Origin of the sequence: Blautia sp. DFI.6.71 (assembly GCF_020593585.1) — a bacterium.
GTDB classification, from domain to species: Bacteria; Bacillota; Clostridia; order Lachnospirales; family Lachnospiraceae; genus Blautia_A; species Blautia_A wexlerae.
This window is the reverse complement of sequence record NZ_JAJDMJ010000041.1, coordinates 1-21,944: the sequence shown is the minus strand read 5'-3', so window position 1 is coordinate 21,944 and position 21,944 is coordinate 1. Positions and strand designations below refer to the sequence as shown.

Annotated in this window: 18 protein-coding genes; 2 read left to right on the top strand and 16 right to left on the bottom strand. The window is 43.7% G+C overall.

Features of this window, described 5'->3' with window-relative positions:
* Nucleotides 1–216: 216 nt before the first annotated feature.
* The 8 genes from LJE12_RS14710 to LJE12_RS14675 all read right to left on the bottom strand — a co-directional run bounded on the left by LJE12_RS14710 (nt 217) and on the right by LJE12_RS14675 (nt 10,842).
* Nucleotides 217–1,305, bottom strand: coding sequence for a PucR family transcriptional regulator (locus LJE12_RS14710; RefSeq protein WP_008707357.1), 1,089 nt, complete (start codon nt 1,303–1,305; stop codon nt 217–219).
* 146 nt (nt 1,306–1,451) lie between these two features.
* Nucleotides 1,452–2,324 (bottom strand): YitT family protein, encoded by an 873-nt coding sequence (locus LJE12_RS14705; protein WP_227226620.1) that lies wholly within the window; start codon nt 2,322–2,324, stop codon nt 1,452–1,454.
* Nucleotides 2,325–2,482: 158 nt separating this feature from the next.
* The gene (locus LJE12_RS14700; protein ID WP_022380147.1) at nt 2,483–2,848 is read right to left on the bottom strand and encodes a PqqD family protein; all 366 of its coding nucleotides are present in this window, start codon (nt 2,846–2,848) and stop codon (nt 2,483–2,485) included.
* Between the two features lie 24 nt (nt 2,849–2,872).
* On the bottom strand, nt 2,873–4,771 hold the full coding sequence (locus tag LJE12_RS14695; RefSeq protein ID WP_008707353.1) for an OPT family oligopeptide transporter: 1,899 nt from the start codon (nt 4,769–4,771) through the stop codon (nt 2,873–2,875).
* A 178-nt stretch (nt 4,772–4,949) separates the two neighbouring features.
* A complete protein-coding gene (locus LJE12_RS14690; RefSeq protein WP_173701238.1) occupies nt 4,950–6,743 on the bottom strand; it encodes a cobaltochelatase CobT-related protein in 1,794 nt (597 codons plus the stop codon).
* A complete protein-coding gene (locus LJE12_RS14685; protein ID WP_055058799.1) occupies nt 6,733–7,653 on the bottom strand; it encodes an AAA family ATPase in 921 nt (306 codons plus the stop codon). The genes LJE12_RS14690 and LJE12_RS14685 overlap by 11 nt, the downstream gene beginning before the upstream one ends.
* A 116-nt stretch (nt 7,654–7,769) precedes the next feature.
* Nucleotides 7,770–9,890 carry a glutamine synthetase III family protein gene (locus LJE12_RS14680; RefSeq protein WP_227226621.1) on the bottom strand — a complete coding sequence of 707 codons (2,121 nt, stop codon included), beginning with the start codon at nt 9,888–9,890 and terminating at the stop codon, nt 7,770–7,772.
* Nucleotide 9,891: 1 nt separating this feature from the next.
* Nucleotides 9,892–10,842 carry a diacylglycerol/lipid kinase family protein gene (locus LJE12_RS14675; RefSeq protein ID WP_008707346.1) on the bottom strand — a complete coding sequence of 317 codons (951 nt, stop codon included), beginning with the start codon at nt 10,840–10,842 and terminating at the stop codon, nt 9,892–9,894.
* A 249-nt stretch (nt 10,843–11,091) separates the two neighbouring features.
* On the opposite strand from LJE12_RS14675, the gene LJE12_RS14670 reads away from it, so the two are divergent.
* Together LJE12_RS14670 and LJE12_RS14665 are read left to right on the top strand one after the other, a co-directional pair.
* A complete protein-coding gene (locus LJE12_RS14670; protein ID WP_173721798.1) occupies nt 11,092–11,295 on the top strand; it encodes a hypothetical protein in 204 nt (67 codons plus the stop codon).
* A gap of 179 nt (nt 11,296–11,474) precedes the next feature.
* On the top strand, nt 11,475–12,269 hold the full coding sequence (locus LJE12_RS14665) for a Cof-type HAD-IIB family hydrolase (protein WP_022381376.1): 795 nt from the start codon (nt 11,475–11,477) through the stop codon (nt 12,267–12,269).
* Between the two features lie 262 nt (nt 12,270–12,531).
* Here LJE12_RS14665 and trpA read toward each other — a convergent pair whose 3' ends face one another.
* The 8 genes from trpA to LJE12_RS14625 form a co-directional block, all read right to left on the bottom strand.
* Nucleotides 12,532–13,311: a tryptophan synthase subunit alpha gene (gene trpA, locus LJE12_RS14660; RefSeq protein WP_161276524.1), complete on the bottom strand. Its 780-nt coding sequence runs from the start codon at nt 13,309–13,311 to the stop codon at nt 12,532–12,534.
* Nucleotides 13,304–14,488, bottom strand: coding sequence for a tryptophan synthase subunit beta (trpB, locus tag LJE12_RS14655; RefSeq protein WP_173701236.1), 1,185 nt, complete (start codon nt 14,486–14,488; stop codon nt 13,304–13,306). The genes trpA and trpB overlap by 8 nt, the downstream gene beginning before the upstream one ends.
* 244 nt (nt 14,489–14,732) lie before the next feature.
* Complete coding sequence (locus LJE12_RS14650) at nt 14,733–15,359, bottom strand: phosphoribosylanthranilate isomerase (protein WP_173701235.1); 627 nt, start codon at nt 15,357–15,359, stop codon at nt 14,733–14,735.
* A 30-nt stretch (nt 15,360–15,389) separates the two neighbouring features.
* On the bottom strand, nt 15,390–16,190 hold the full coding sequence (trpC, locus tag LJE12_RS14645) for an indole-3-glycerol phosphate synthase TrpC (protein ID WP_227226622.1): 801 nt from the start codon (nt 16,188–16,190) through the stop codon (nt 15,390–15,392).
* 99 nt (nt 16,191–16,289) lie between these two features.
* Entirely contained in the window at nt 16,290–17,300 is a 1,011-nt protein-coding gene (trpD, locus tag LJE12_RS14640) for an anthranilate phosphoribosyltransferase (protein ID WP_161233469.1), read from the bottom strand.
* The gene (locus LJE12_RS14635; RefSeq protein WP_161233468.1) at nt 17,293–17,871 is read right to left on the bottom strand and encodes an anthranilate synthase component II; all 579 of its coding nucleotides are present in this window, start codon (nt 17,869–17,871) and stop codon (nt 17,293–17,295) included. The genes trpD and LJE12_RS14635 overlap by 8 nt, the downstream gene beginning before the upstream one ends.
* Entirely contained in the window at nt 17,868–19,355 is a 1,488-nt protein-coding gene (trpE, locus tag LJE12_RS14630; protein WP_055058793.1) for an anthranilate synthase component I, read from the bottom strand. The genes LJE12_RS14635 and trpE overlap by 4 nt, the downstream gene beginning before the upstream one ends.
* 782 nt (nt 19,356–20,137) lie before the next feature.
* Nucleotides 20,138–21,598: a uracil-xanthine permease family protein gene (locus LJE12_RS14625; protein ID WP_118566237.1), complete on the bottom strand. Its 1,461-nt coding sequence runs from the start codon at nt 21,596–21,598 to the stop codon at nt 20,138–20,140.
* Between the last annotated feature and the right edge of the window lie 346 nt (nt 21,599–21,944).

The following is a 21,944-nucleotide window of genomic DNA, read 5'->3' as shown; positions in this document are numbered from 1 at the left end:
CATAGAATGTTCACAGTAACGCAGCCAACATTCATTCCAAATTGCCTGCAGCAATGGAATTTTGGCTTGCATGTCTCAGGATATTGCATACCTTATCAATTGCAATCTCGATTTCTAACTATACACTGCAAGGCTGGATTTGTAAAGGTCAAAAATGCCTGCGTCAGCAATTAAAGCTGTGGCAGGCATTGAAAATTTTCCTTCTATTATAATATATCAGTATTCCAGTGTTTCCATATATTTCATATAACGTACTACCATGAGTGCAATCTTGAATGTAATGGCATCTTCAAAAACACGGAGATCAAGACCTGTACTCTTCTGGAGTTTATCGAGGCGATAGACCAGAGTGTTTCTATGGATGTAAAGCTGTCTGGATGTCTCTGAAACATTGAGGCTGTTCTCGAAGAACTTATCAATTGTAACCAGAGTCTCTTCGTCAAAGTCATCCGGGGATTTGCCACCGAAGATTTCTTTGATAAACATCTTACAGAGTGGGATCGGGAGCTGGTAGATCAGTCGTCCGATTCCCAGAGAGCTGTATGCGATCACTTCTTTATCTCCGAAGAAAATCTTACCTACATCAAGAGCCATGCGGGCTTCTTTATAGGAGCGTGATACTTCTTTCAGTTCATTGACGATAGTACCGTATGCCATATGTGTCTTACCGTCATTTCCCATTCCAAGAGTATCAAGGATAGTATGTGCAAGCTGATCCATCTCAGGATAATTCTCACCATCTTCAAGTTCCTTGACTACGATAATACTTTTCTCATCTACTGCTGTGATAAAGTCTTTACTTTTACCGCCGAAAAGACTCTTCACGCTTTCCATGGAGCTGTGGTCTTTCTCCTGTGGCATTTCAAGGATCATGACTACGCGGCGGACATCTGCCTCAATGTGCAGTTTCTTCGCACGATTATAAATGTCAACAAGAAGCAGGTTGTCAAGAAGCAGGTTCTTGATAAAGCTGTCTTTGTCAAAGCGTTCTTTATACGCTACGATCAGATTCTGGATCTGAAAAGCAGCGAGCTTGCCAACCATATAAGTATCTTCATCGTCGCCATGGGCAACCAGTATATATTCCAGCTGATAGTCATCACAGACTTTAAAATACTGGAACCCCTTTACAAGCTGGCTGTCGGCCTGTGATTCTACGAAAGCCTGTACATCCTGTGTTGCAATGGAAAAATCTGCAAAAGTACTTGCAAGCACTTTGCCTTCTGTGTCGAGTACACAAAATTCTGTTCTGGAAATTTCTTTTAACCCTTCAAGAGTATTCTGAAGCACCTGATTCGATATCATCTGATTTCAATCCCTTCTCATCCTATAGTGTTTATTTTCCGTTTTAACTATAAAACCTTATACCTGTATTGTATTTTAATATATATTTACCAAAAATGAAAGAGGAAAGAGAAAAAAATTTACAATTTTTTATATATTTTTTTGTGTTACTTTTTTTCAATAAAACCTTCTCCATGAACTTCCCTGGCATCTGTCACTATCACAAAGGCTTCCGGATCAATTTCATCTACTTTTTCTTTAAGCATTACGATCTCTTTTTTATTTACCACGCAGAAAAGCATCAGTTTATCCTGTCCTGAGTACATTCCTCTGGCACTGATGCCTGTCACACCTCTGTCCAGATCTTTCATGATCATATCTGCTATTTCCTTTGGCTTTGCTGTAATGATATAGGCAGCTTTTGAGAATTTCAGACCTTCAATCAAACTGTCAGATACTTTTGTCACCAGATATACCGCAATAATCGCATAGAGTGCCTTGTGGATGCCGAACACATACATACCCACCAGTACAACGCCTGCATCTATAACCTGCATGATCTGTGCGATTGAATAGTGCTGCAGATATTTCTGGATGATAGCTGCCATCATATCGGTTCCTCCGGTTGTTCCACCGCCCAGAAAGACAAGACCGATTCCCACACCCTGGATCACACCACCGTAAAGTGCGGCAAGAAGAAGATCATTGCCAGCAAGATTCCATACAGGTTCTATGGCAAGCCAGGTGGACAGAGCAATTTCTCCTATCAAAGCTTTTTTTACAAAGGAGAATCCATTAATCTTCCATCCGATCAGAAACAGTGGAATGTTCAAACCCATATTTGTTACCCAGAGAGGGATACCACCGTTAATGATTCCCTGACTCCCTGCTTTTATAATGATCGCGATACCTGAAAAGCCTCCGGTTACCATACCTGATGCATCAAATACGGAATTGATCGCCAGTGCCATTAATCCGGTTCCTGCTATGATCATCAGATATTCCAGAAGCTGTGATCTTTTTCCATTTACTAACTTCATTCATTTGCCTCCTTGTATTCTGTAAAAATAATATTTGTTTTATGCTTTCATGAATATCAGCCAGAGATACCGCTTTATCACTGTGCCGTAATTATTCTTCCATAAACTACAAGAACGGCAGCAATCCATGAAGGACTGCTCCCGCTCTTATTCTTACCTTATTTTTCAGGCTTATTGATAAAATTTACAAAATGATAACTCTCCATTATCTGGAAGTATTTAACGATCCTTGGATATAAAGGCTCTGCCTTCTCCCCAAATTCGTCTTTTACCAGTGCAGCAATATCTTCCACTGTCTTCCTGCCATCTATGAGTGGCCAGATAAATGTGCCATTGTCATCCAGATGTATCTTCGTATATCTGGGTTTTCCAAACAGCTTCTGGGCAATCGTGTTAAACGCGCCCTTATTCTCTATTTCCAACACCATTCTCCCCCTGATATCCGTATGCCAGCGAAGCTGTGCACTGCGCTCAGGAATGAGATCCAGATAATTGATCTGTATTTCTTTTTTCTTTTTACTCATTTAAATATTATCATCTCCGCCTGATCAGGCTTTCTTCTTGTTCCAGATACTGAATTTCAGAAGGCTTAAGATCATAAGTAACATCAGGATCACGCCGCCTGCATTACCAAGGTTAATGCTTCCGGAGAGATCAAATACACTGCTTACGTTTACTACTGCAAGGATTGCAAGAAGGATACCTACAAGACCTTCACCTGCGATCATACCTGCACAGTAAAGTGTACCGTCTGTTGCCTGTTCTTCTTTTTTCTTATCATCAACATTCTTTCTTCCGTCAACGAACATACGAACAACACCACCGATCATGATAGCAGCGTTGAGGTAGATTGGAAGATAAAGACCGATAGCAAATGGCATAACCGGAATTCTTAAGATTTCCAGACCAATTGCAAGGAATACACCGATAAATACCAGTGTCCATGGAAGCTTGCCGCCCATGATACCTTCTACGATCATCTTCATCAGAGTTGCCTGAGGAGCAGGTACTTCTGCACTTCCGTATCCCCATGCAGTGTTCAGAAGATAAAGAACTCCACCGATAGCAAGACCGGCAGCAACAACACCGATAAGCTCACCGATCTGCTGCTTCTTAGGAGTTGCACCAAGAAGATAACCTGTCTTTAAGTCCTGTGAAGTATCACCTGCGATCGCTGCTACGATACAGATTACGGAACCAATAGCAATTGCTGCTTTCATTCCGTCGATACCGGTATTGCCGGATGCTTTGATAACCATTGTTGCGATCAGAAGAGTAGCGATAGCCATACCTGATACAGGGTTGTTGGAGCTTCCTACAAGACCAACCATACGGGAAGATACAGTTGCAAAGAAGAAGCCGAAGATTACGATGATCAGCGCACCGATCGGGTTAACCGGGATAGCCGGAACAAGCCAAATGATCGCAACCATTGCCACAATACCGATCAGGATAACGTTCATTGGAAGATCCTGTGCAGTTCTTTCTGTACTTGTATTCTTGCCACCCTTCATGCTCTTCATGGAATCACGGAAGGTTGCAATGATCAGAGGCAGGGATTTGATCAGAGAAATAATACCACCTGTTGCGATAGCTCCTGCTCCGATATATTTTACATAAGTACTCCAGATTTTAGATGCTCCGCCTGCTGCATAAAGAGCAGAAATTGTTTCTGTTCCGGGATACATAACTGTATCAGCTCCGAACAGACAGATTACCGGAATCAGCACCATCCAGCCAATAAGAGAACCAACAAACATAAAGGATGCGATTCTTGGTCCTACGATATATCCAACACCGAGAAGTGCAGGATAGCATTCCATACCAATTTCACCTTTGAATCCTTTAAATGCTACTGCAACGTCTGCAGGGATTACCTTTAAACCGTCAACGACAAATTTAAAGATCGCTGCGATTCCCATACCTGAAAATACTGTCGCAGCGTTTGCACCACCCTCTTCACCTGCAAGAAGAACATCTGCGCAGGCAGTTCCTTCAGGATAAAGAAGTGTTGCATGCTCTTTTACGATCAGTGCGTTACGAAGTGGTACCATAAAAAGTACACCAAGAACACCACCGCAAAGTGCGATTAATGTGATTTCCACGATACCCGGCATTTCACAAAGTCCTTCTTCTGCCCAAAGGAACAGAGCAGGCATTGTGAAAATTGCACCGGCTGCCAGTGATTCACCGGCTGAACCGATTGTCTGGACCATGTTGCTCTCCAGAATGGAGTTCTTTTTCATGATCTTGCGAATTACGCCCATGGAAATAACTGCTGCCGGAATGGAAGCAGATACAGTCATACCAACACGCAGACCAAGATAAGCATTGGCTGCACCGAAGATGACTGCAAGGATAACACCCATGATGATGGATGTCACCGTAAATTCTGGTGTGATCTTGTCAGCCGGAATATACGGTTTGAACTCTTTGTTTTCGTTCATGATTTCCTCTCCCTTTTGTATTGATTTATAAACATAGAACATTATAGCGAAATTTATACAAAAAGGCAAGGTGAAAAAACTGGTTTTTTATGCACTTTACCATATTAACGTGCTAACTTGATAATCTCTTAACATATCAACACGCTCAAACAGCATATTTTTACCCTGTTTTATCAGTCTATTCATCTGAATCCAACTGTTTAATCAGGTATCTCCCAACAATTCTGGAAAAATTCGAAATATCCCGGATATATGCGAAATCTTTTCCAAATATCTTTTTTTCTGTGGATAGGTCCTTTTCTTCCCCTGCAAAGACTCCCAGAACACTTACTCCAAGGTTTCGCAGGTGCCGCACTTCTGTAGCAGTATCATTGATCGCATATTTTCCCATATAAGGTTCCGGGTTCTTTGCGTGAGGTCTGTTTACGATGACATCATATGGTTTTCCATCACTTAATACAATGAGGATTTTTTTCTCCTCAGATCTCTGAAGCAGACCGTATCCTGCGGTTTTGATGGCAAGTCCATCCCTGTTATTGGAAGAAGTTACATAATTAAAAATATTTTCATTAGCTGACTGTGGATCATCGTACTCACGGAATCTGTGAAGGATCGTATAGTCCCAGAATGTGCAGAAGCTCATGACACGGTGAGGCAGGTTTACATTACTTAATGCTTCACTGATGATATAAGCCTGTAATGCCACATCTCCCTGCCTGGACATCTGGGAACCGCTGGCATCGATCAGCACATCTACTACGAAATCAGATGCATCAGATTTCAATTCTCTTTTAAACAGATTTGCTTCACTGCTTCTGCCCACACGCCAGAGTCTGGACGGAATGATCGTTCCTCTGTCTGACAGTACTTCCTGCGTCTCGCTTTTCAGCACCAGTGTCTTTCGTAAAAGGTCTGTGAGGGATGCGATGTTCTGCTTTACGATTCTGTGTTTGTCATGGTAGAGCCAGATATTCTTATTCTTTAATCGCACTGCATATTCGTACTGATAGTTTCGTTTGACCGGATTCTTAAGAATTCCTTCTGTAAAATAAAGGCTGCAGTCCCTGTGAAGTTCCCTACACATCAGATAATTCATTCGCTTCTCTTCTGCAGGAGTCAGATAAGTTTTTCCGAAATTCAACTCAACATAGGTGTATGCTTTCTCAAGTTCTTCCTCTGTGAGAATTGTAATTTTGTGTTTGGTCTGGCGCTGTTTTTCCATTTCTTCAGTGACAGCAGTGTCTTCCATGTCCGTAATCTTATTTGTCATCTGTTCGATGTAACTCTCCAGAGCTTCCTCATAAAGTTCTTCTGTAAGAAAATCTTCCCAGTCGTATTCTGTCAGTTCTTCCAGGGTGACTGCCATAACCTGTTCCAGTGTTCCATGATCTTTCTCAAAATTCGGATCAATGATAGTGTTGTAAAGACTGTCAATAATACGGATCAATTCTATAGTGTCTGCAGCTGTTCTGGCTTTGTAAACCATGTCGCGGATTTTTCGAAGACGCTCTTCTACATAATGGTTTCCATTCTGTAAACGGTCACGCAGGATGGCAATCTTCAATCGGCCAAGAATATCTCCGTATGCGGGCATCCGTTCAAACTCCTGATCCAGGATATCCTCGAATGCTTCCTTCTGCATCTCCCGGACTCCCGGACGTTCCTGACAGATTTTGTCCCCGATTGCTTCTTCTACACATAGCTGTGCTACTGCAGTCAGTTCTCCTTCTCCTGCCTGGCAGAAGACTTTTTTTACCAGATATAAACCCAGCAGATTCCTGTCATAATATTTTGCCAGAGCGCCCTGCTTGATGCCGTCATACAGAGCGATTGCTTTTGAGCGCAGATACAGGGAAACGTCTACTTTCATATTTAACGTGTAATCCCCGCTGATAGTCCAGAGGAGATTGCGGATCCTGTTTTCCAGTTCCAGACGGTAATCGTCGATTTCTACGATTTTCTCATCTTTCATATACATCATCCCTTGTCCAGTCTGCCGGAATTCTGGTTTTCACAATATCCTCTACGATTTCTTTCTCGAAAATGTCAAAGGTCTTGTTCACCACTCCCATAGTAACTGCTTTTCTCGGAGAAAGTCCGGTTTCTACAATCTTCATGGCTGCAAGGAGACCTCGCAGATCCAGAGGTTTGGTGGAAATTTCACTGTTTGTGGCTTTGAGCTGAAGATCCAGGAATACTCCGATGAACTGTGTTCTGGCGTTTTCTTTTATATTCGGAAACATCCGTTGGAAAATAAATTTCAGGGATTCTTCAGTCTGAGCCGGCATGTCAATAACCAGGAATCTGGATACCAGCGCTTCATTGAGTTCTTTGGTTCCTGCATAACCGTAATTCATGGTTCCGATAAAACGGGCAGCCGGATGAAGATCAATTTTGTCATAGCCCGGGACATCGATGGAACGGCGATAATCCAGGGTTGCATGAAGAACGGAAACTGCATCATTCTTTGCCATATTGATCTCATCGAGGATTCCGAAACCACCGTATTCTGCGCACTGATAGATAGTTCCTTTGCGGAGCTTAACTTCGTTGTCCACGAAAGTGTCTGTGCCGATCAGATCTCCGCTGTTAGTATTTACATGAAAAGAAACATTGTACGCGGGACGGTTGAAAATATATGCCAGGTTCTCTGCAAGGATATTTTTTCCTGTTGCCTTCGGACCGGTGAGTAACAGGTTCTCCCCTTTGAGCAGTCCGGCAATGGCCATTTCCAGAATGTCTTTTCCGTAAAATGGAATGGATGGTTTCACAATCCTGCCTGCAGTCTCCGGTACCACCTCATACTGGCTGCGGAATTCTTCTACTCTCTTTATCAGTTCAGAGGCTACCTGCTGCTCCTCCAGAAATTTCAGTTCTTCCATTTAGTTCTCCTTTATATAACTATTATAGTCCAGTTTGTGTTATAGAAAAAGGCCGCTTATCTTTTACAGATTCACGACCCTTTCATTATAGCATTCTTCTTTATATTTTTACAACATTATACTTCAAATACAAGATCTCCATAAGATGGCATCGGCCACATTTCCTTATCTACGATCATTTCCAGTTCATCTACCGGCTCACGTAAAGCTTCCATTGCAGGAACCACCTTTTCTCTGCAGAATACGGCTCTGTCCCGTCCCTCTGCATATTCCGGGATCTTCTCAACCAGTTTGCTCAGCTTACTCATGGCACTGTTTGCAGCCTTTAAGAGTTTTGACGCTTTCTTAAGCAGGTCAAGCTGTACACTTACATCGATCAGCCCTTCGCCCGCTGTTTTCACTGTATTGATGGATTCGCCAAGAACAGTGGTATATCTGATAACTGCCGGAATAATCTGCTTGGTTGCCATGTCGATCATTGTCTTTGCTTCAATATTGATTGCTTTAGAGTAAATCTCATATTTAATCTCTGCGCGTGATTCAAGCTCAGCTCTTGAGAATACATCAAAAGATTCAAAGAGTTTCACTGCCTTCTCTGTAGTAAGTGCAGGGATTGCATCCACCATGCTCGGAAGGATCGGAAGTCCGCGGCGTTTAGCTTCCTTCTCCCATTCCGGCGCATAGCCGTTTCCGTTAAATACGATCTTCTGATGATCTGTGGCATATTCTTTGATCAGGTCATGTACCGCCAGTTCGAAATCAGGAGCTTTTTCCAGACGGTCACATACTTCCTTAAATACTTCTGCTGTGATCGTATTCAGGACTACGTTACATGCGGAAATAGAATCTCTTGAGCCTACCATACGGAATTCAAATTTATTTCCTGTGAAAGCAAAAGGTGAAGTACGGTTACGGTCTGTAGCATCCTTCATGAAATCAGGCAGAGTCTTAACACCTGTTTCCAGCTTACTTCCCTTTTTACTGTGAGTTGCTGTTCCTGTGCTGACCAGCTGTTCCAGAACATCCTCCAGCTGCTCTCCAAGAAATACGGAAATCACTGCCGGCGGTGCTTCATGGCCGCCAAGTCTCTGGTCATTTCCCACATCTGCCGCAGATTCACGCAGAAGATCTGCATGTTCATCTACTGCTTTCAGGATACAGGTGAGGACCAGAAGGAACTGAATATTTTCATGAGGTGTTTTGCCCGGATCCAGAAGATTGATTCCATCATCTGTGGTAAGAGACCAGTTGTTATGCTTACCGGAACCGTTCACACCTGCAAATGGTTTCTCATGAAGGACACAGCGCATTCCATGACGGCTGGCAACCTTTTTAAGGATACGCATCATCATCTGGTTCTGGTCTGCTGCGATATTGACCGGTGCATAGATCGGTGCAAGCTCATGCTGTGCAGGGGCAACCTCATTATGCTGTGTCTTTGCAGGAATTCCAAGCTTCCAGCATTCTTCATTTACCTCTTTCATGTATGCGGAAATTCTCTGACGGATACTTCCAAAGTAATGGTCATCCATTTCCTGTCCCTTCGGAGGCATAGCTCCAAAAAGAGTTCTGCCTGTATAGATCAGGTCTTTTCTCTGAAGCCATTTCTCTTTATCGATCAGGAAATATTCCTGCTCTGCTCCTACTGACGGAGTTACTTTCTTAGAAGTTGTATTTCCGAAAAGTCTCAGCAGACGGAGTGTCTGGGTGTTGATTGCTTCCATAGAACGAAGAAGTGGTGTCTTCTGGTCAAGTGCTTCTCCTGTATAGGAACAGAATGCAGTAGGAATACAGAGTGTTCCGCCTGCTGCATCATGACGGACAAAAGCCGGTGATGTACAGTCCCATGCTGTATATCCTCTTGCTTCAAAAGTTGCTCTTAATCCACCGGACGGGAAAGAAGATGCATCCGGTTCACCTTTGATCAGTTCTTTTCCGGAGAAAGACATCAGGACCTTGCCGTTATCCATCGGAGCTGTGATAAAAGCATCGTGTTTCTCTGCTGTCACACCTGTAAGGGGCTGGAACCAGTGGCTGTAATGTGTGGCACCTTTCTCGATGGCCCATTCTTTCATCTCGTGTGCTACTACATCCGCAATCTCCATAGACAGTTCTTTGCCCTCTTCTATGGTTTTTTTCAATTCTTTGTAGATCTTCTTCGGAAGTCGTGCCTGCATGACGGAATCATTAAACACGTCACATCCAAAAGTCTCTACTACATTGATATACTCACCCATTTTATTTCTCCTTTTTATTTATTAACGGGGAAATTCCAATTGATCTGGTTTCCTCATTTTTTGTACTTTTTAGATACAGATTCAGTGCTTCGTGGCAGTTTTCAATCTCTATCTGTGTATGACTGCCGCCGTATTCACCGTCCAGAGTCCATGGTACCGGTTCTTCTGAGGTAATGGTCACCCTGGCTGATTTAAAAGAATGAATCAGATCTGTATTGTCCTCTGCTGTCAGCATTGCAGTCATGATCTCCTGCAATTCCAGCGGATTCTTCGGTCTTGTGATCATGGTAACTTCAAAAAGTCCGTCATTCATATCCACGTTCTTACCTGTAAGGTTCTTGAACCCTCCCACTGAACGGGAATTGGTGATCATCCCAAAGATGAAGTCATCCTCCACAGTTAATTCTTCAGATTCAATTCTCATATGGTATGATTTGATATCAAAAAGGCGTTTCACTCCCTCAAGAAGATAGGCTACATGGCCAAGGATATTCTTGAGATCCTGATCTGTCTGATAGGCTACATCTGTGAAAAGACCGAAAGCTGCTATATATGTAAAGCTCTGGTTATTGAATCTGCCGATGTCACAGTGATAAAGTTTCTCTTCCATGATCATGGAAGCGGCATCTGTCATGCTTTTCGGCATAAAGAGACTGTTTGCAAAGTCGTTGGTGCTTCCTGCCGGAATGTATCCGATGGGAATGGAACTCTTCTTTTCCATTACTCCGGTAACCACCTCATCAAGAGTCCCGTCTCCGCCGCTACATACAATAAGGTCCACTTTGGATTCGTATTCTTTGGCTTTCTCGTAGGCATCTTTTGGTTTCTGTGTGGAATAGATAATGACTTCATAACCGCCTTTGTTGAAAATATCTACTATATCAAGCAGGTTTGTTTTGATCTTGCCTTTGCCTGCCTTGGGATTGAAAACAAAGAGCATTTTTTTGTTCATTTCGAGCAACTCTCCTTTTTTCAGGGTTTAAATGCGTAGTTTTCAGAGTACGCAGATTTCTATTTATATAATATAAGAAAAAAGGGTGGAAAAGTCAATGGGGTTTGGCGGGCAAAAAAATTGGGGACGACAGGAAATATTTTTGGTTTCAGGTGCGGTTTCGCGGGCTAATAACTCTAGGTGTGTGGAAATCTGCTAAAAACATTCAAAAATTGCTCAAACTCGCTTCGCTCAGACAGTGAGCAATTTTTGAATAACGCAGATTCCCACGCACCAAGAGTTACTACGCCCACTGCAAATGCACCTGAAACCAAAAATATTTCCTGCCTGTTGGCTGGCTGCGGGACTGCCGAGCTGTTACTGCTCACTTCGTTCACAGTAATGCGCCTTGCAACGACAGGCTATGCAAATGAGATTTCCTCACAGAACATTTTGCAGGATGGTAACGCATGAACTGGGACTGGTGAATAGTTGCAATTTTTCTAAATTTTTTATGGCAAGTTATATTTTGGCGTGATAAAATGGGGATTGTATTTATTAGGTAATTGTAAAACGAAAAACCAGTATTTTCAATAGGTTCAGAGTTTCGCAAATGCCTATTGTATTTATTATAGAAAGGATTTCTTATTCATATGATTAAATTGATTGCTTCAGATATAGATGGGACTCTGGTGAAGGATGGGACTCTGGCTATTGACAGGGAGTATATGGAAGTTATCGGAAGGCTGATTGATAAGGGGATTGTGTTTGTGGCATGCTCCGGACGGCAGTACAGAAGTGAGAGAAAACTGTTTACCCCTGTCGCAGACAGACTGCTTTATATCTCTGACGGAGGAACTGTTGTACGGACTCCGAAGGAGATTCTGAAAGTGGATACTCTGCCGGACGAAATCTGGAAAGGAATGTGTTCTATGGTAAGAGAGAATATGCCTTCCTGTGATTATTTTATTTCCACACCTGAACGCTGTTTCGCAGAAGACGGAGGCAGCCAGATGTTTCACTGGCTGAGAGATTCTTACGGATATGATATCCATGAAGTTCCGGAAATGTTAAAACTCGAGGGGCAGCAGGTAAACAAATTTGCTGTCTACCACCCCAACGCCTGTGAGGAAATGTGCGCCCCTTTATTCACTCCCACCTGGAAAGACAAAACAGTTATGGCTGCCGCCGGCAAGGAATGGATGGACTGTACTGCCCCGGGTTCCGGCAAAGGTCCTTCCGTTGCTTTCCTTCAGGAATATCTGGGAATTTCACCTGACGAAACCTGCACTTTCGGAGATAACCTCAACGATATTGAAATGCTTCAGAATGCCGGTCTCAGCTACGCAGTCTCCAACTCCCGCCCCGAAGTCCGGGCTGCCGCCAAAAATACCTGCCCGCCCTACTGGGAAAACGGAGTTCTGCAGATTCTGAAATCTTTCTTATAAAAGATACGAATTACTCCAGTTCATACCAATACACAGCGCAGAAACATATTTCATTTCGTGTGCATTTGCAGGAGTCTTAGAACTTCTTAGCTGATAAAAATATGCGTTATAAGAAAAATGACCCACTGTCTGAGCCGCAGCATGCGGCGAGTTTGGGTCATTTTTCTTATGTTTTTAGCATATTTTTAGCAACTTAGAAGTTCTTAGGCTCCGAAACCGCACACGAAATGAAATATGTTTCTGCGCGTCCCCTTTTCAATATTTAAGCTTCCATTACAGCATCTTTCATAGACTTCACATACTCTTTCACATAGGGCACACAATCCCTGCCATACTGTGCACACAACTTCACAATTGCAGATCCTACAATCGCTCCATCTGATTGCGCCGCCATCTTCTTCGCCTGTTCCGGCGTAGAAATTCCAAATCCAACTGCACAAGGAATATCTTTCGCCTGTTTTACCAGCTTCACCATTGCCCCGATATCTGTAGTAATATTAGTTCTTGTTCCTGTAACACCAAGAGAAGAAACACAATACACAAACCCTTCCGCATCCTTCGCAATCTGTGCGACCCTCTCATGAGAAGTCGGCGCGATCAGAGAGATCAGATCAATACCGTATTTCTTACATACACTGTCAAACTCTTCTTTTTCCTCAAATGGCACATCCGGCAGAATCAAACCATCCATTCCGATTTCTGCAGCTGTTTTAATAAACCGCTCCGTTCCGTAAGAAAATACCACGTTTGCATAAGTCATAAACACCATAGGAACAGAACTGTTCTTTCTGATCTTTACCACCATGTCAAATACCTTGTCTGTAGTCACACCACCTGAAAGTGCTCTCACATTTGCTCTCTGGATCACCGGTCCCTCTGCTGTAGGATCAGAAAACGGAATCCCAAGCTCGATCAGGTCTGCACCAGCTTCCTCCATTGCATAGACAAGCTGCTCTGTCACTTCCAGAGACGGATCTCCACAGGTAATAAACGGGATAAATGCCTTTCCTTTTTCAAATGCTTCTGTAATTCTCTTATTCATGAATATCCTCCCCTCTGTAACGCGCGATTGCTGCGCAGTCCTTATCTCCACGTCCGGAAATTGTAATGACCACGATCTGGTCTTTTCTCATCTGCGGAACAATTTTCTTTGCGTAAGCTACTGCATGAGCACTCTCAATAGCAGGAATGATTCCCTCTGTTCTGGAGAGATATTCAAATGCCTCTACTGCTTCTTCGTCTGTGACAGGTACATATTCTGCACGTCCTGTATCATAGAGATGCGCATGTTCCGGTCCGATTCCCGGATAATCCAGACCTGCGGAAATGGAATATACAGGTGCGATCTGACCATATTCATCCTGGCAGAAATAAGATTTCATTCCATGGAAGATTCCCGGTTTGCCGGTTGCAATGGTAGCTGCTGTCTCTGCCGTATTTACGCCACGTCCTGCTGCCTCACATCCGATCAGACGGACATCTTTGTCATTGATAAAATTGTAAAATGTTCCGATTGCATTGGAACCACCGCCCACACATGCCAGCACTGCATCCGGAAGTCTGCCCTCTTTTTCAAGGATCTGCTCTTTGATTTCTTTGGAGATCACTGCCTGAAAATCGCGAACAATTGTAGGGAACGGATGAGGTCCCATTACAGAACCAAGTACATAATGTGTATCGGAAATACGGTTTGTCCACTCTCTCATTGTCTCGGAAACAGCATCCTTCAGTGTTGCGGTACCGGAAGTAACTGCATTGACCTTTGCACCCAGAAGACGCATTCTGTATACATTTAATGCCTGACGTTCTGTGTCTTCTTTTCCCATGAAGATTTCACATTCCATACCCATAAGAGCTGCTGCTGTTGCTGTTGCCACACCATGCTGACCTGCGCCTGTTTCTGCAATGACACGGGTCTTGCCCATTTTTTTTGCAAGAAGTACCTGACCAAGTACATTGTTGATTTTGTGAGCACCTGTATGGTTTAAATCTTCTCTCTTTAAGTATACTTTTGCTCCACCCAGATTTTCTGTCATGTGAGATGCAAAGTAGAGACGGGATGGTCTTCCTGCATATTCATTCAGAAGCTCTGTAAGCTCTGCGTTAAACTCCGGGTCATCTTTATAGTGGTTGTAGGCTTCTTCCAGTTCGATGACAGCATTCATCAGTGTTTCCGGAATGTACTGTCCTCCATGGATGCCGAATCTTCCTTTTGACATCTGTATATGTCCTCCTTTTATGTATGTAATCCCTGGCCTGTCAGATGGTCGGTCAGAGTATTCTATGTTCTTTCTGAATTAGTCAAGCAGATATTCGCAATCCGCTTCGCTACTTGCTCATAACCGAATAACTGCTCCGCAGTTTATCAGAAGGAGCTTGCACTCCTCCTGATACAAGCAAGTCCCCACCCACTGCTTATTGCTTTTCGCAATTGAAGCAGGTGACTTACTTGATTCGGTTATCTTATTTCATATGCACCAGTTGAACTGCCTTCAAAATCTTATCTCTGTCTTTCATTCCATCTGTCTCCACACTACTGCTCAGATCTACTGCATAGGGATGAATAGTCCGGACGGCTGTTTCCAGATTATCTGCACCCAGTCCTCCTGCCAGGAAAAAGGGTCTGTCTATCTCCGGGATCAGTGACCAGTCAAAGGTCTGTCCGGTTCCACCGCCACCCTGATCAAGCAGTATATAATTTGCCGGACTTTTCAGGGCATTTTCAATATCCTGAGCTGTTTTTACGGAAAAGGCCTTTATAACCTGATGACCTGTATTCTTTTGGATTCTCCGTATATATGCCTCATCTTCCTGTCCATGAAGCTGTGCAATATGGATAGTTCCGTCAAGAAGCAGTTCCTCCACACGCTCAGGTGCTGCATTTACAAAAACACCTACAGGGATAATGTCTGGATTAAGTTTTGCAGTAAGTTCTCTCACCAATGCACCTGTAACATTTCTGCTGCTCTTCGGAAATTCTATGATAAATCCACAGTAATCAGGTTTTGCTTCATTTACATAGGTAATGTCTTCCGGGCGTTTCAGACCACAGATTTTGATTTTGGTTCTTTGCTGTTGTTCTCTGGTCATATTCTATCCTCTCAGATAATATTCGATCTTTCAGCGTAACGGGCTGCCATTCAGGCTTTCCAGTGCTGCTTTCTTGTCCGGACTTCGCATCAGTGTTTCCCCGATCAGTACCCCATCCACTTTATTTTCATAAAGAATTCGGATATCCTCCGGGGTGCGGATTCCGCTCTCGGAAACAAAAACTACATTGTCCGGTGCCATTTTTCTCAGGCGGATACTGTTGTTCATATCTACCTGAAAGGTTCTCAGATCCCGGTTATTGACTCCCACGATCTCTGCCCCGAGATTTAAGGCTCTGTCCACTTCGTACTCATCGTGTGCTTCTACCAGTGCATCCAGTCCCAGCTCTTTTGCAAGCTGTCTGTATGCTCTTAATTCTCCGTCATCCAGGATGGCGCAGATAAGCAATACCGCAGAAGCACCAAGGGATTTCGCCTGATAGATCATATATTCATCTACTGTAAAATCCTTGCGGAGTACAGGTATCTGTACAGCGGCTGCGATTTCTCTCAGATACCGGTCTGCTCCCTGGAAATAAAAAGGTTCTGTGAGACAGGAGATTGCACTTGCACCTGCCTGTTCATATTCCTTTGCAATTGCCAGATATGGAAAATCCGGTGCAATCAGTCCCTTTGAGGGGGAGGCTTTCTTTACCTCGCAGATATAGGACATACCGTCTTTTTGTAATGCCTGGAGAAATGTAATTCTCTTCCTTGCATTTTTATTTACTTCCTGAATCCGGTTCTCCAGCTCTGAAACAGAAATACAGGTCTTTTCTTTTGCAATTCTTTCTCTTGTTCTGGCTGCTATTTCTTCTAATATATTCTTCATAATCTCTATGATTTTTCTGTAACTGTTCTGTATATCCACAGTCAGCAGATTACCGGACAGTTACAGATTTCCTTTACATTAGTAATTGGGGGTTGCTTTTTATTTATTTGTCTCTTCTACAAATTCTTCCAGTTTTTTCAGTGCTGCACCGCTGTCGATGAGGGATTCTGCCAGCTTCACTCCTTCTTCTATGGAAGCGGCTTTTCCTGCGATATAGAGTGCTGCACCTGCATTTAAACATACCGCCTGACGCTTCGGACCTTTTTCCTCACCTTTCAGGATTGCTTTTGTGATCTCTGCATTTTCTGCAGGTGTACCACCTGTCAGGGCACCCTTCTCACATCTCTCATATCCAAACTGTTCCGGTGTGATCTCATAGGAAGTAAATTTGCCATCCCTGATCTCACATACAGAAGTAGGTGCGCACATGGAAATCTCATCCAGACTGTCCTGTCCATAGACAACCATTCCTCTGTTAACGCCCAGATTTGCCATAACCTGTGCCAGTGGCTCCACCAGTGACTGATCGTAAACTCCCATCAGTTCCATGTTTGCACCTGCCGGATTACTTAACGGTCCAAGAATGTTAAATACAGTACGGATTCCTAGCTCTTTACGGATCGGTGCCACATATTTCATTGCAATGTGATAATTCTGCGCAAACAGGAAGCAGATGTTGATCTTTTTCAGGATCTCTGCACTGCGTTCCGGCGTCAGTGTAATCTTCACTCCCAGTGCTTCCAGAACATCTGCTGCACCGGATTTGGAGGATGCTGCCCTGTTTCCATGTTTTGCAACCGGAACACCGCCTGCTGCGATCACCAGAGAAGAAGTAGTGGAAATATTGAAGGAATTAGAACCATCTCCGCCGGTACCCACGATTTCAAGCACATCCAGGTTGTGGAGAAGTTTGATACAGTGAGCTCTCATTCCTGCTGCGGAAGCTGTGATCTCATCAATTGTCTCTCCTTTTAAAGCTAATGCAGTAAGATAAGCAGACATCTGTACAGGTGTTGCCTGACCGCTCATAATCTCGTCCATTACAGCTTCTGCTTCCGCATAAGCTAAATCCTGTTTCTTTGATAATTTAATAATGGTTTCCTTAATCATTTCTCACTACCTCCATAAAGTTCTCTATCATCACTCTACCGTCCGGTGTCATTACCGATTCAGGATGAAACTGTACTCCGAACACAGGATATTTCGTATGTTCCACTGCCATGACCTCTCCGTCCTCTGACTCTGCTGTCACCCTGAGTTCTGCAGGCAGGGTATCCTTTAATGCTGCCAGGGAATGATATCTGGCTGCTGCAAAGGTCTCCGGCAGACCCTTAAAAAGCTGACTTTCTCCTGTTTTATACATCAGTTTTTTCTTTCCATGCATCAGCTCTTTTGCATAGGAAACTGTTCCTCCAAAGGCTTCGCAGATGGACTGATGTCCCAGGCACACACCCAGGATGGGGATTTTTCCTGCAAATTCTTTAATCACCGGAATACAGATACCTGCATCCTCCGGCCTTCCCGGACCAGGGGATAAAATGATGGCTTCCGGTTTCATCTCTGCGATTTCTTCCAGTGTACACTCATCGTTTCTCACTACTTTAATGTCCGGTTCCACTGCACCGATGAGCTGATATAAGTTATAGGAAAAGCTGTCATAATTATCGATCAGTAATATCATTCTAATCCCTCCTGTGCCTGTTCAATTGCCTGTACCACTGCTCTTGCCTTGTTGCAGCATTCCTGGAATTCCTTTTCCGGTACACTGTCTGCCACGATTCCGGCACCTGAACGGATACAGATTTCTCCGTTTTTCTTGTAAACCAGGCGGATGGCAATACAGGTATCCAGGTTTCCTGCAAAATCCAGATATCCGATGGCACCTCCGTAAATGCCTCGTTTGCTCTGTTCCAGTTCCTCGATGATCTGGCAGGCTCTGAATTTGGGTGCTCCGGAAAGGGTTCCTGCCGGAAGGATTGCGTCTACTGCATCCACAGCGTCTTTATCATCCCGGATGATTCCTGTTACTGTGGAGCCCAGATGCATTACATGGGAAAAACGTTCTACGCAGAGATACTTTTCTACTTTTACAGTTCCGATCTTGCTGATCTTTCCAATATCGTTTCTTCCCAGGTCTACCAGCATATTGTGTTCTGCCAGCTCTTTCTCATCTTTCAGAAGTCCCTCTTCAAGTTCTTTATCCTCTTCTCTTGTCTTCCCTCTTGGTCTGGTTCCTGCCAGAGGGAAGGTACTTAAGGTACCATTTTCCAGTTTTGCAAGGGTTTCCGGGGAAGCACCTGCCAGTTCAATGTCATCGCTGGAGAAATAAAACATATAAGGAGAGGGATTAGACGCCCGAAGAACCCGGTAAGTATCAAACAGGCTTCCTGTTGCTTTCGCACGCATGGGATTGGAAAGCACTACCTGGAAAATATCGCCTTCTCTGATGTAATGTTTTGCTTTCTCCACCATCTCTGCATATTTTTCTTTCGGAAATTTCGGCTGTATTTCTGACTGAAGTTTCAGCGGTTCAAATTCCATATGCTCCCCGTTTCGGATCAGCTGGGCCATTTCCTCCAACTTCTTTACTGCTTTCTCGTAGGAAGCTTCCAGATCATCTGTCATCACACCTGTGATGAGAAGTACTTTCTGTCTGAAATGGTCAAATACGATCACCTGATCAAAAAGCATTAAATCCATGTCCCTGAAATCCTGCTGTTCCCTGTCCTCCAGTTTAAGCTTTGGTTCACTGTATTTGATATAATCGTAGGAGAAATATCCTACCAGACCGCCTGTAAAAGGAGGCATCTTTTCCATTACCGGGGTTTTATATTTCCGAATGATTTCTCTGAGAGTATCACCGGGATGTGTGACCTGCTTTACGGTTTCCTCTGTTTTTCCCTCAGCATCGGTTGTCCGAATCTTCAATGTTCCGTCTGTACAGGTAATCTCCATGGATGGTTCATACCCCAGGAAAGAATACCTTCCCCACGCTTCTGTCTGGCTGGCACTTTCCAGCAGGTAACAATGGCGGCTGGCCTTTCGCAAAATGCGCATTACCTCTACCGGTGTATATCTGTCTGCATAAAGTTCTCTGCACAGAGGAATACGACGATATTCTTTTGTCTGTGCAAGCTGCCTGATGGTTTCTAATGTTGGATACATGGAAACACCTCCTGTGATTAATTCAGCTTCTGTCAGGAACACAAAAAAGCCCGCCCTTGACAGAATTATCGTTTCTGTCAAGGACGAGCGTATATACTTCACCCGCGGTGCCACCTTGATTTACGGTTTGAACCGTACTCTTTGCGAAATACCTTCATATTTCCGGCAACTGACGTATGCCTCACGTCACAGGATACTCAGCTCACTCTGTAATCTTCAACCTTTCACTGTGCCCTCAGCGGCCCATTTGGCAGACTGCATTTCCACCCGGCTCTCACCTTCCCGGATTCTCTGTGCGCGCATGACTGCTTTGACTTCCGCTTCATCGGTTTAATCTGTTAAATTTACACTTAATTTACCACCGGAAGCTATATTTGTCAACCCTGAATTTCATTCAATAACATATTTTTATCATTATCAGTTACTGTTCACTGGTAATATCCCGCGAGGTGTTTTTTGTGAACGAAGGTCACAGAAAACCCGAGACATACCGCGCGAATTTATGCGATTAGCATAAATTAAGTTTGCAAAGCAAACGATACTCCTTGGGCTTTGCACAAAGAGGTTCATATTTCCTGCATTGCGAAGCGTGTTGCTGTGAACAGAGTGAACAGTAACCATTATCAGGAAATTCATTACAGATATCTGCAGTCTGCTTTCACCACATATCTGCACCAGATAATCATTTACTATAATCTGAATAAAAGCGCAAAACCAGATATTCCCGGTTTCACGCTTTTTATTGTTTTACTTATTCACTTTCGAACACTCCCAGTGTGCCGCTATTTCTTCTGTGTCTCTTTTTTCTTCATGTCAAGAATCTCTTCTGCGATCTCAACTTCGGATTTCTCATCCGGTGGAAGCACGATATTCAGAATAATAGCAAACAGTGCTGCAGGTACAATTCCTGAACCACCAAAGATCAGTGTGATCGCCTGCGGCATATGTGCAAGGACTGCTGAGTTTGCCCCAAGTCCATAGCCAAGACCAAGTGCAACGGAGACAATTGTTACGTTTCTCGGAGTTACCGGCCATTTTGTGATAAGCTGGATACCGCTGACAACAATAGATGAGAACATCATAACTGCCGCACCGCCCAGTACACTCTGAGGCATGATGGAGATCAGTGCTGCAAGCTTAGGAAACAGACCACATGCGATAAGGAAAATACCGCCTGTTGCAATTGAGAAACGATTTACAACCTTATTCATTGCAACCAGACCTACGTTCTGGCTGAAAGAAGTATTCGGAAGTACGCCAAATACTGCTGCCAGTGAAGATCCAAGGCCATCACACATAACGCCGCCGGAAAGCTCTTTGTCTGTAGCTTCTCTTCCAAGACCGCCCTCTGTGATACCGGAAATATCACCGACAGTTTCTACAGCTGTTACAATAAACATGATGCAGATCGGAACGATTGCCCTTGCATCAAATACCCATTTGACAGGCATGATCTTCGGCACTGCAAACCAGGATGCGCTTGCTACTTTATCCCAGTTAAGAACCCAGGATTTGGTAGCTTCTACTGTTGCACCTGCATCATCCACATAGGTAAATGTGGTAGGAAGAACTGCTGCCATAATACTTACCAGCACATATCCAACGATAATACCGATCAGAATTGATGCAAAGCTTGTAAATCCTTTTGTTCCATGTTTTAATACGACAATTACAACCAGAACTACAAAGCCTACAAACAGATTCTCCAGAGAACCGTAGTCCTTAGCGGAACTTCCGCCTCCAAAAGAACTGATACCAACAGCAATCAGTGAAAGACCGATTGATAATACAACGGTTCCTGTTACAACTGACGGAAAAAATTTTCTCAATGGTTTCAGGAAGCTTCCCAGTACAGTTTCAAAAAGACCGCCGATAAAGGATGCCGCCATGATCGCACCATACGCAACCACTCCATTACCCATGACTCCTGCAACACTCTGGCATACGCCAATGAAACCGGAACTGGTTCCCATAACGATGGGGAGTTTACCACCCACAGGTCCTATGGTAAATACCTGAACCAATGTTACAATACCTGCAATCAGCATGGCATTCTGTAGAAGTGCTACCTGCAGTTCTCCGCCGGCTTCGATTCCACAGGCTGCTGTGATGATCAGAAGCGGTGTAAGGTTACCTACGAACATAGCCAGCACATGCTGCAAACCAAGAGGAATCGCCAGCTTCAGTGGCGGCCTTCCATCAAGGTCGTAGGGTGTTACTGTGTTTTTCTCTTGTTTCTCCATTCCTTTCCCTCTCTTTCGTGAATGTTGATGTGATTCGGCAAAAGGTTTTACAATAGCGATTTTTCCTATAATCAAAAACAAGGCAGTTATCCTTTTTTGAATAACCACCCTGTTATCATTTCATACTACTGTCATTACAATGAACTTTTGCTTTCACCTTTTTGCATTATAAAGGATTTTGGGGATTATGGCAATAGTAAAAAGAAATTTTGTATATTTTTGTATGAATATGCCGGCAACATAAAAAAGCCTGTAAACCTTTCACTCGATTTACAGACTCATCTTTCGTGTAGTAGCGAGAGGGGGATTCGAACCCTCGACACCACGGGTATGAACCGTGTGCTCT

Bases quoted from the DNA above. Each gene is read 5' to 3' on its own strand.
- LJE12_RS14625 (WP_118566237.1), bottom strand. From the start codon at position 21,598: ATGGAGAAACAAGAGAAAAACACAGTAACACCCTACGACCTTGATGGA.
- LJE12_RS14700 (WP_022380147.1), bottom strand. From the start codon at position 2,848: ATGAGTAAAAAGAAAAAAGAAATACAGATCAATTATCTGGATCTCATT.
- LJE12_RS14695 (WP_008707353.1), bottom strand. From the start codon at position 4,771: ATGAACGAAAACAAAGAGTTCAAACCGTATATTCCGGCTGACAAGATC.
- LJE12_RS14690 (WP_173701238.1), bottom strand. From the start codon at position 6,743: ATGAAAGATGAGAAAATCGTAGAAATCGACGATTACCGTCTGGAACTG.
- LJE12_RS14705 (WP_227226620.1), bottom strand. From the start codon at position 2,324: ATGAAGTTAGTAAATGGAAAAAGATCACAGCTTCTGGAATATCTGATG.
- LJE12_RS14635 (WP_161233468.1), bottom strand. From the start codon at position 17,871: ATGATATTACTGATCGATAATTATGACAGCTTTTCCTATAACTTATAT.
- trpD (WP_161233469.1), bottom strand. From the start codon at position 17,300: ATGATTAAGGAAACCATTATTAAATTATCAAAGAAACAGGATTTAGCT.
- LJE12_RS14710 (WP_008707357.1), bottom strand. From the start codon at position 1,305: ATGATATCGAATCAGGTGCTTCAGAATACTCTTGAAGGGTTAAAAGAA.
- LJE12_RS14650 (WP_173701235.1), bottom strand. From the start codon at position 15,359: ATGACCAGAGAACAACAGCAAAGAACCAAAATCAAAATCTGTGGTCTG.
- trpA (WP_161276524.1), bottom strand. From the start codon at position 13,311: ATGAATAAGAGAATTACAGAAGCATTTGAAAAAGGAAAGGCATTTATC.
- trpC (WP_227226622.1), bottom strand. From the start codon at position 16,190: ATGAAGAATATATTAGAAGAAATAGCAGCCAGAACAAGAGAAAGAATT.
- LJE12_RS14675 (WP_008707346.1), bottom strand. From the start codon at position 10,842: ATGAACAAAAAAATGCTCTTTGTTTTCAATCCCAAGGCAGGCAAAGGC.
- trpB (WP_173701236.1), bottom strand. From the start codon at position 14,488: ATGTCAAAAGGAAGATTCGGCATCCATGGAGGACAGTACATTCCGGAA.
- trpE (WP_055058793.1), bottom strand. From the start codon at position 19,355: ATGTATCCAACATTAGAAACCATCAGGCAGCTTGCACAGACAAAAGAA.
- LJE12_RS14680 (WP_227226621.1), bottom strand. From the start codon at position 9,890: ATGGGTGAGTATATCAATGTAGTAGAGACTTTTGGATGTGACGTGTTT.
- LJE12_RS14685 (WP_055058799.1), bottom strand. From the start codon at position 7,653: ATGGAAGAACTGAAATTTCTGGAGGAGCAGCAGGTAGCCTCTGAACTG.
- LJE12_RS14665 (WP_022381376.1), top strand. From the start codon at position 11,475: ATGATTAAATTGATTGCTTCAGATATAGATGGGACTCTGGTGAAGGAT.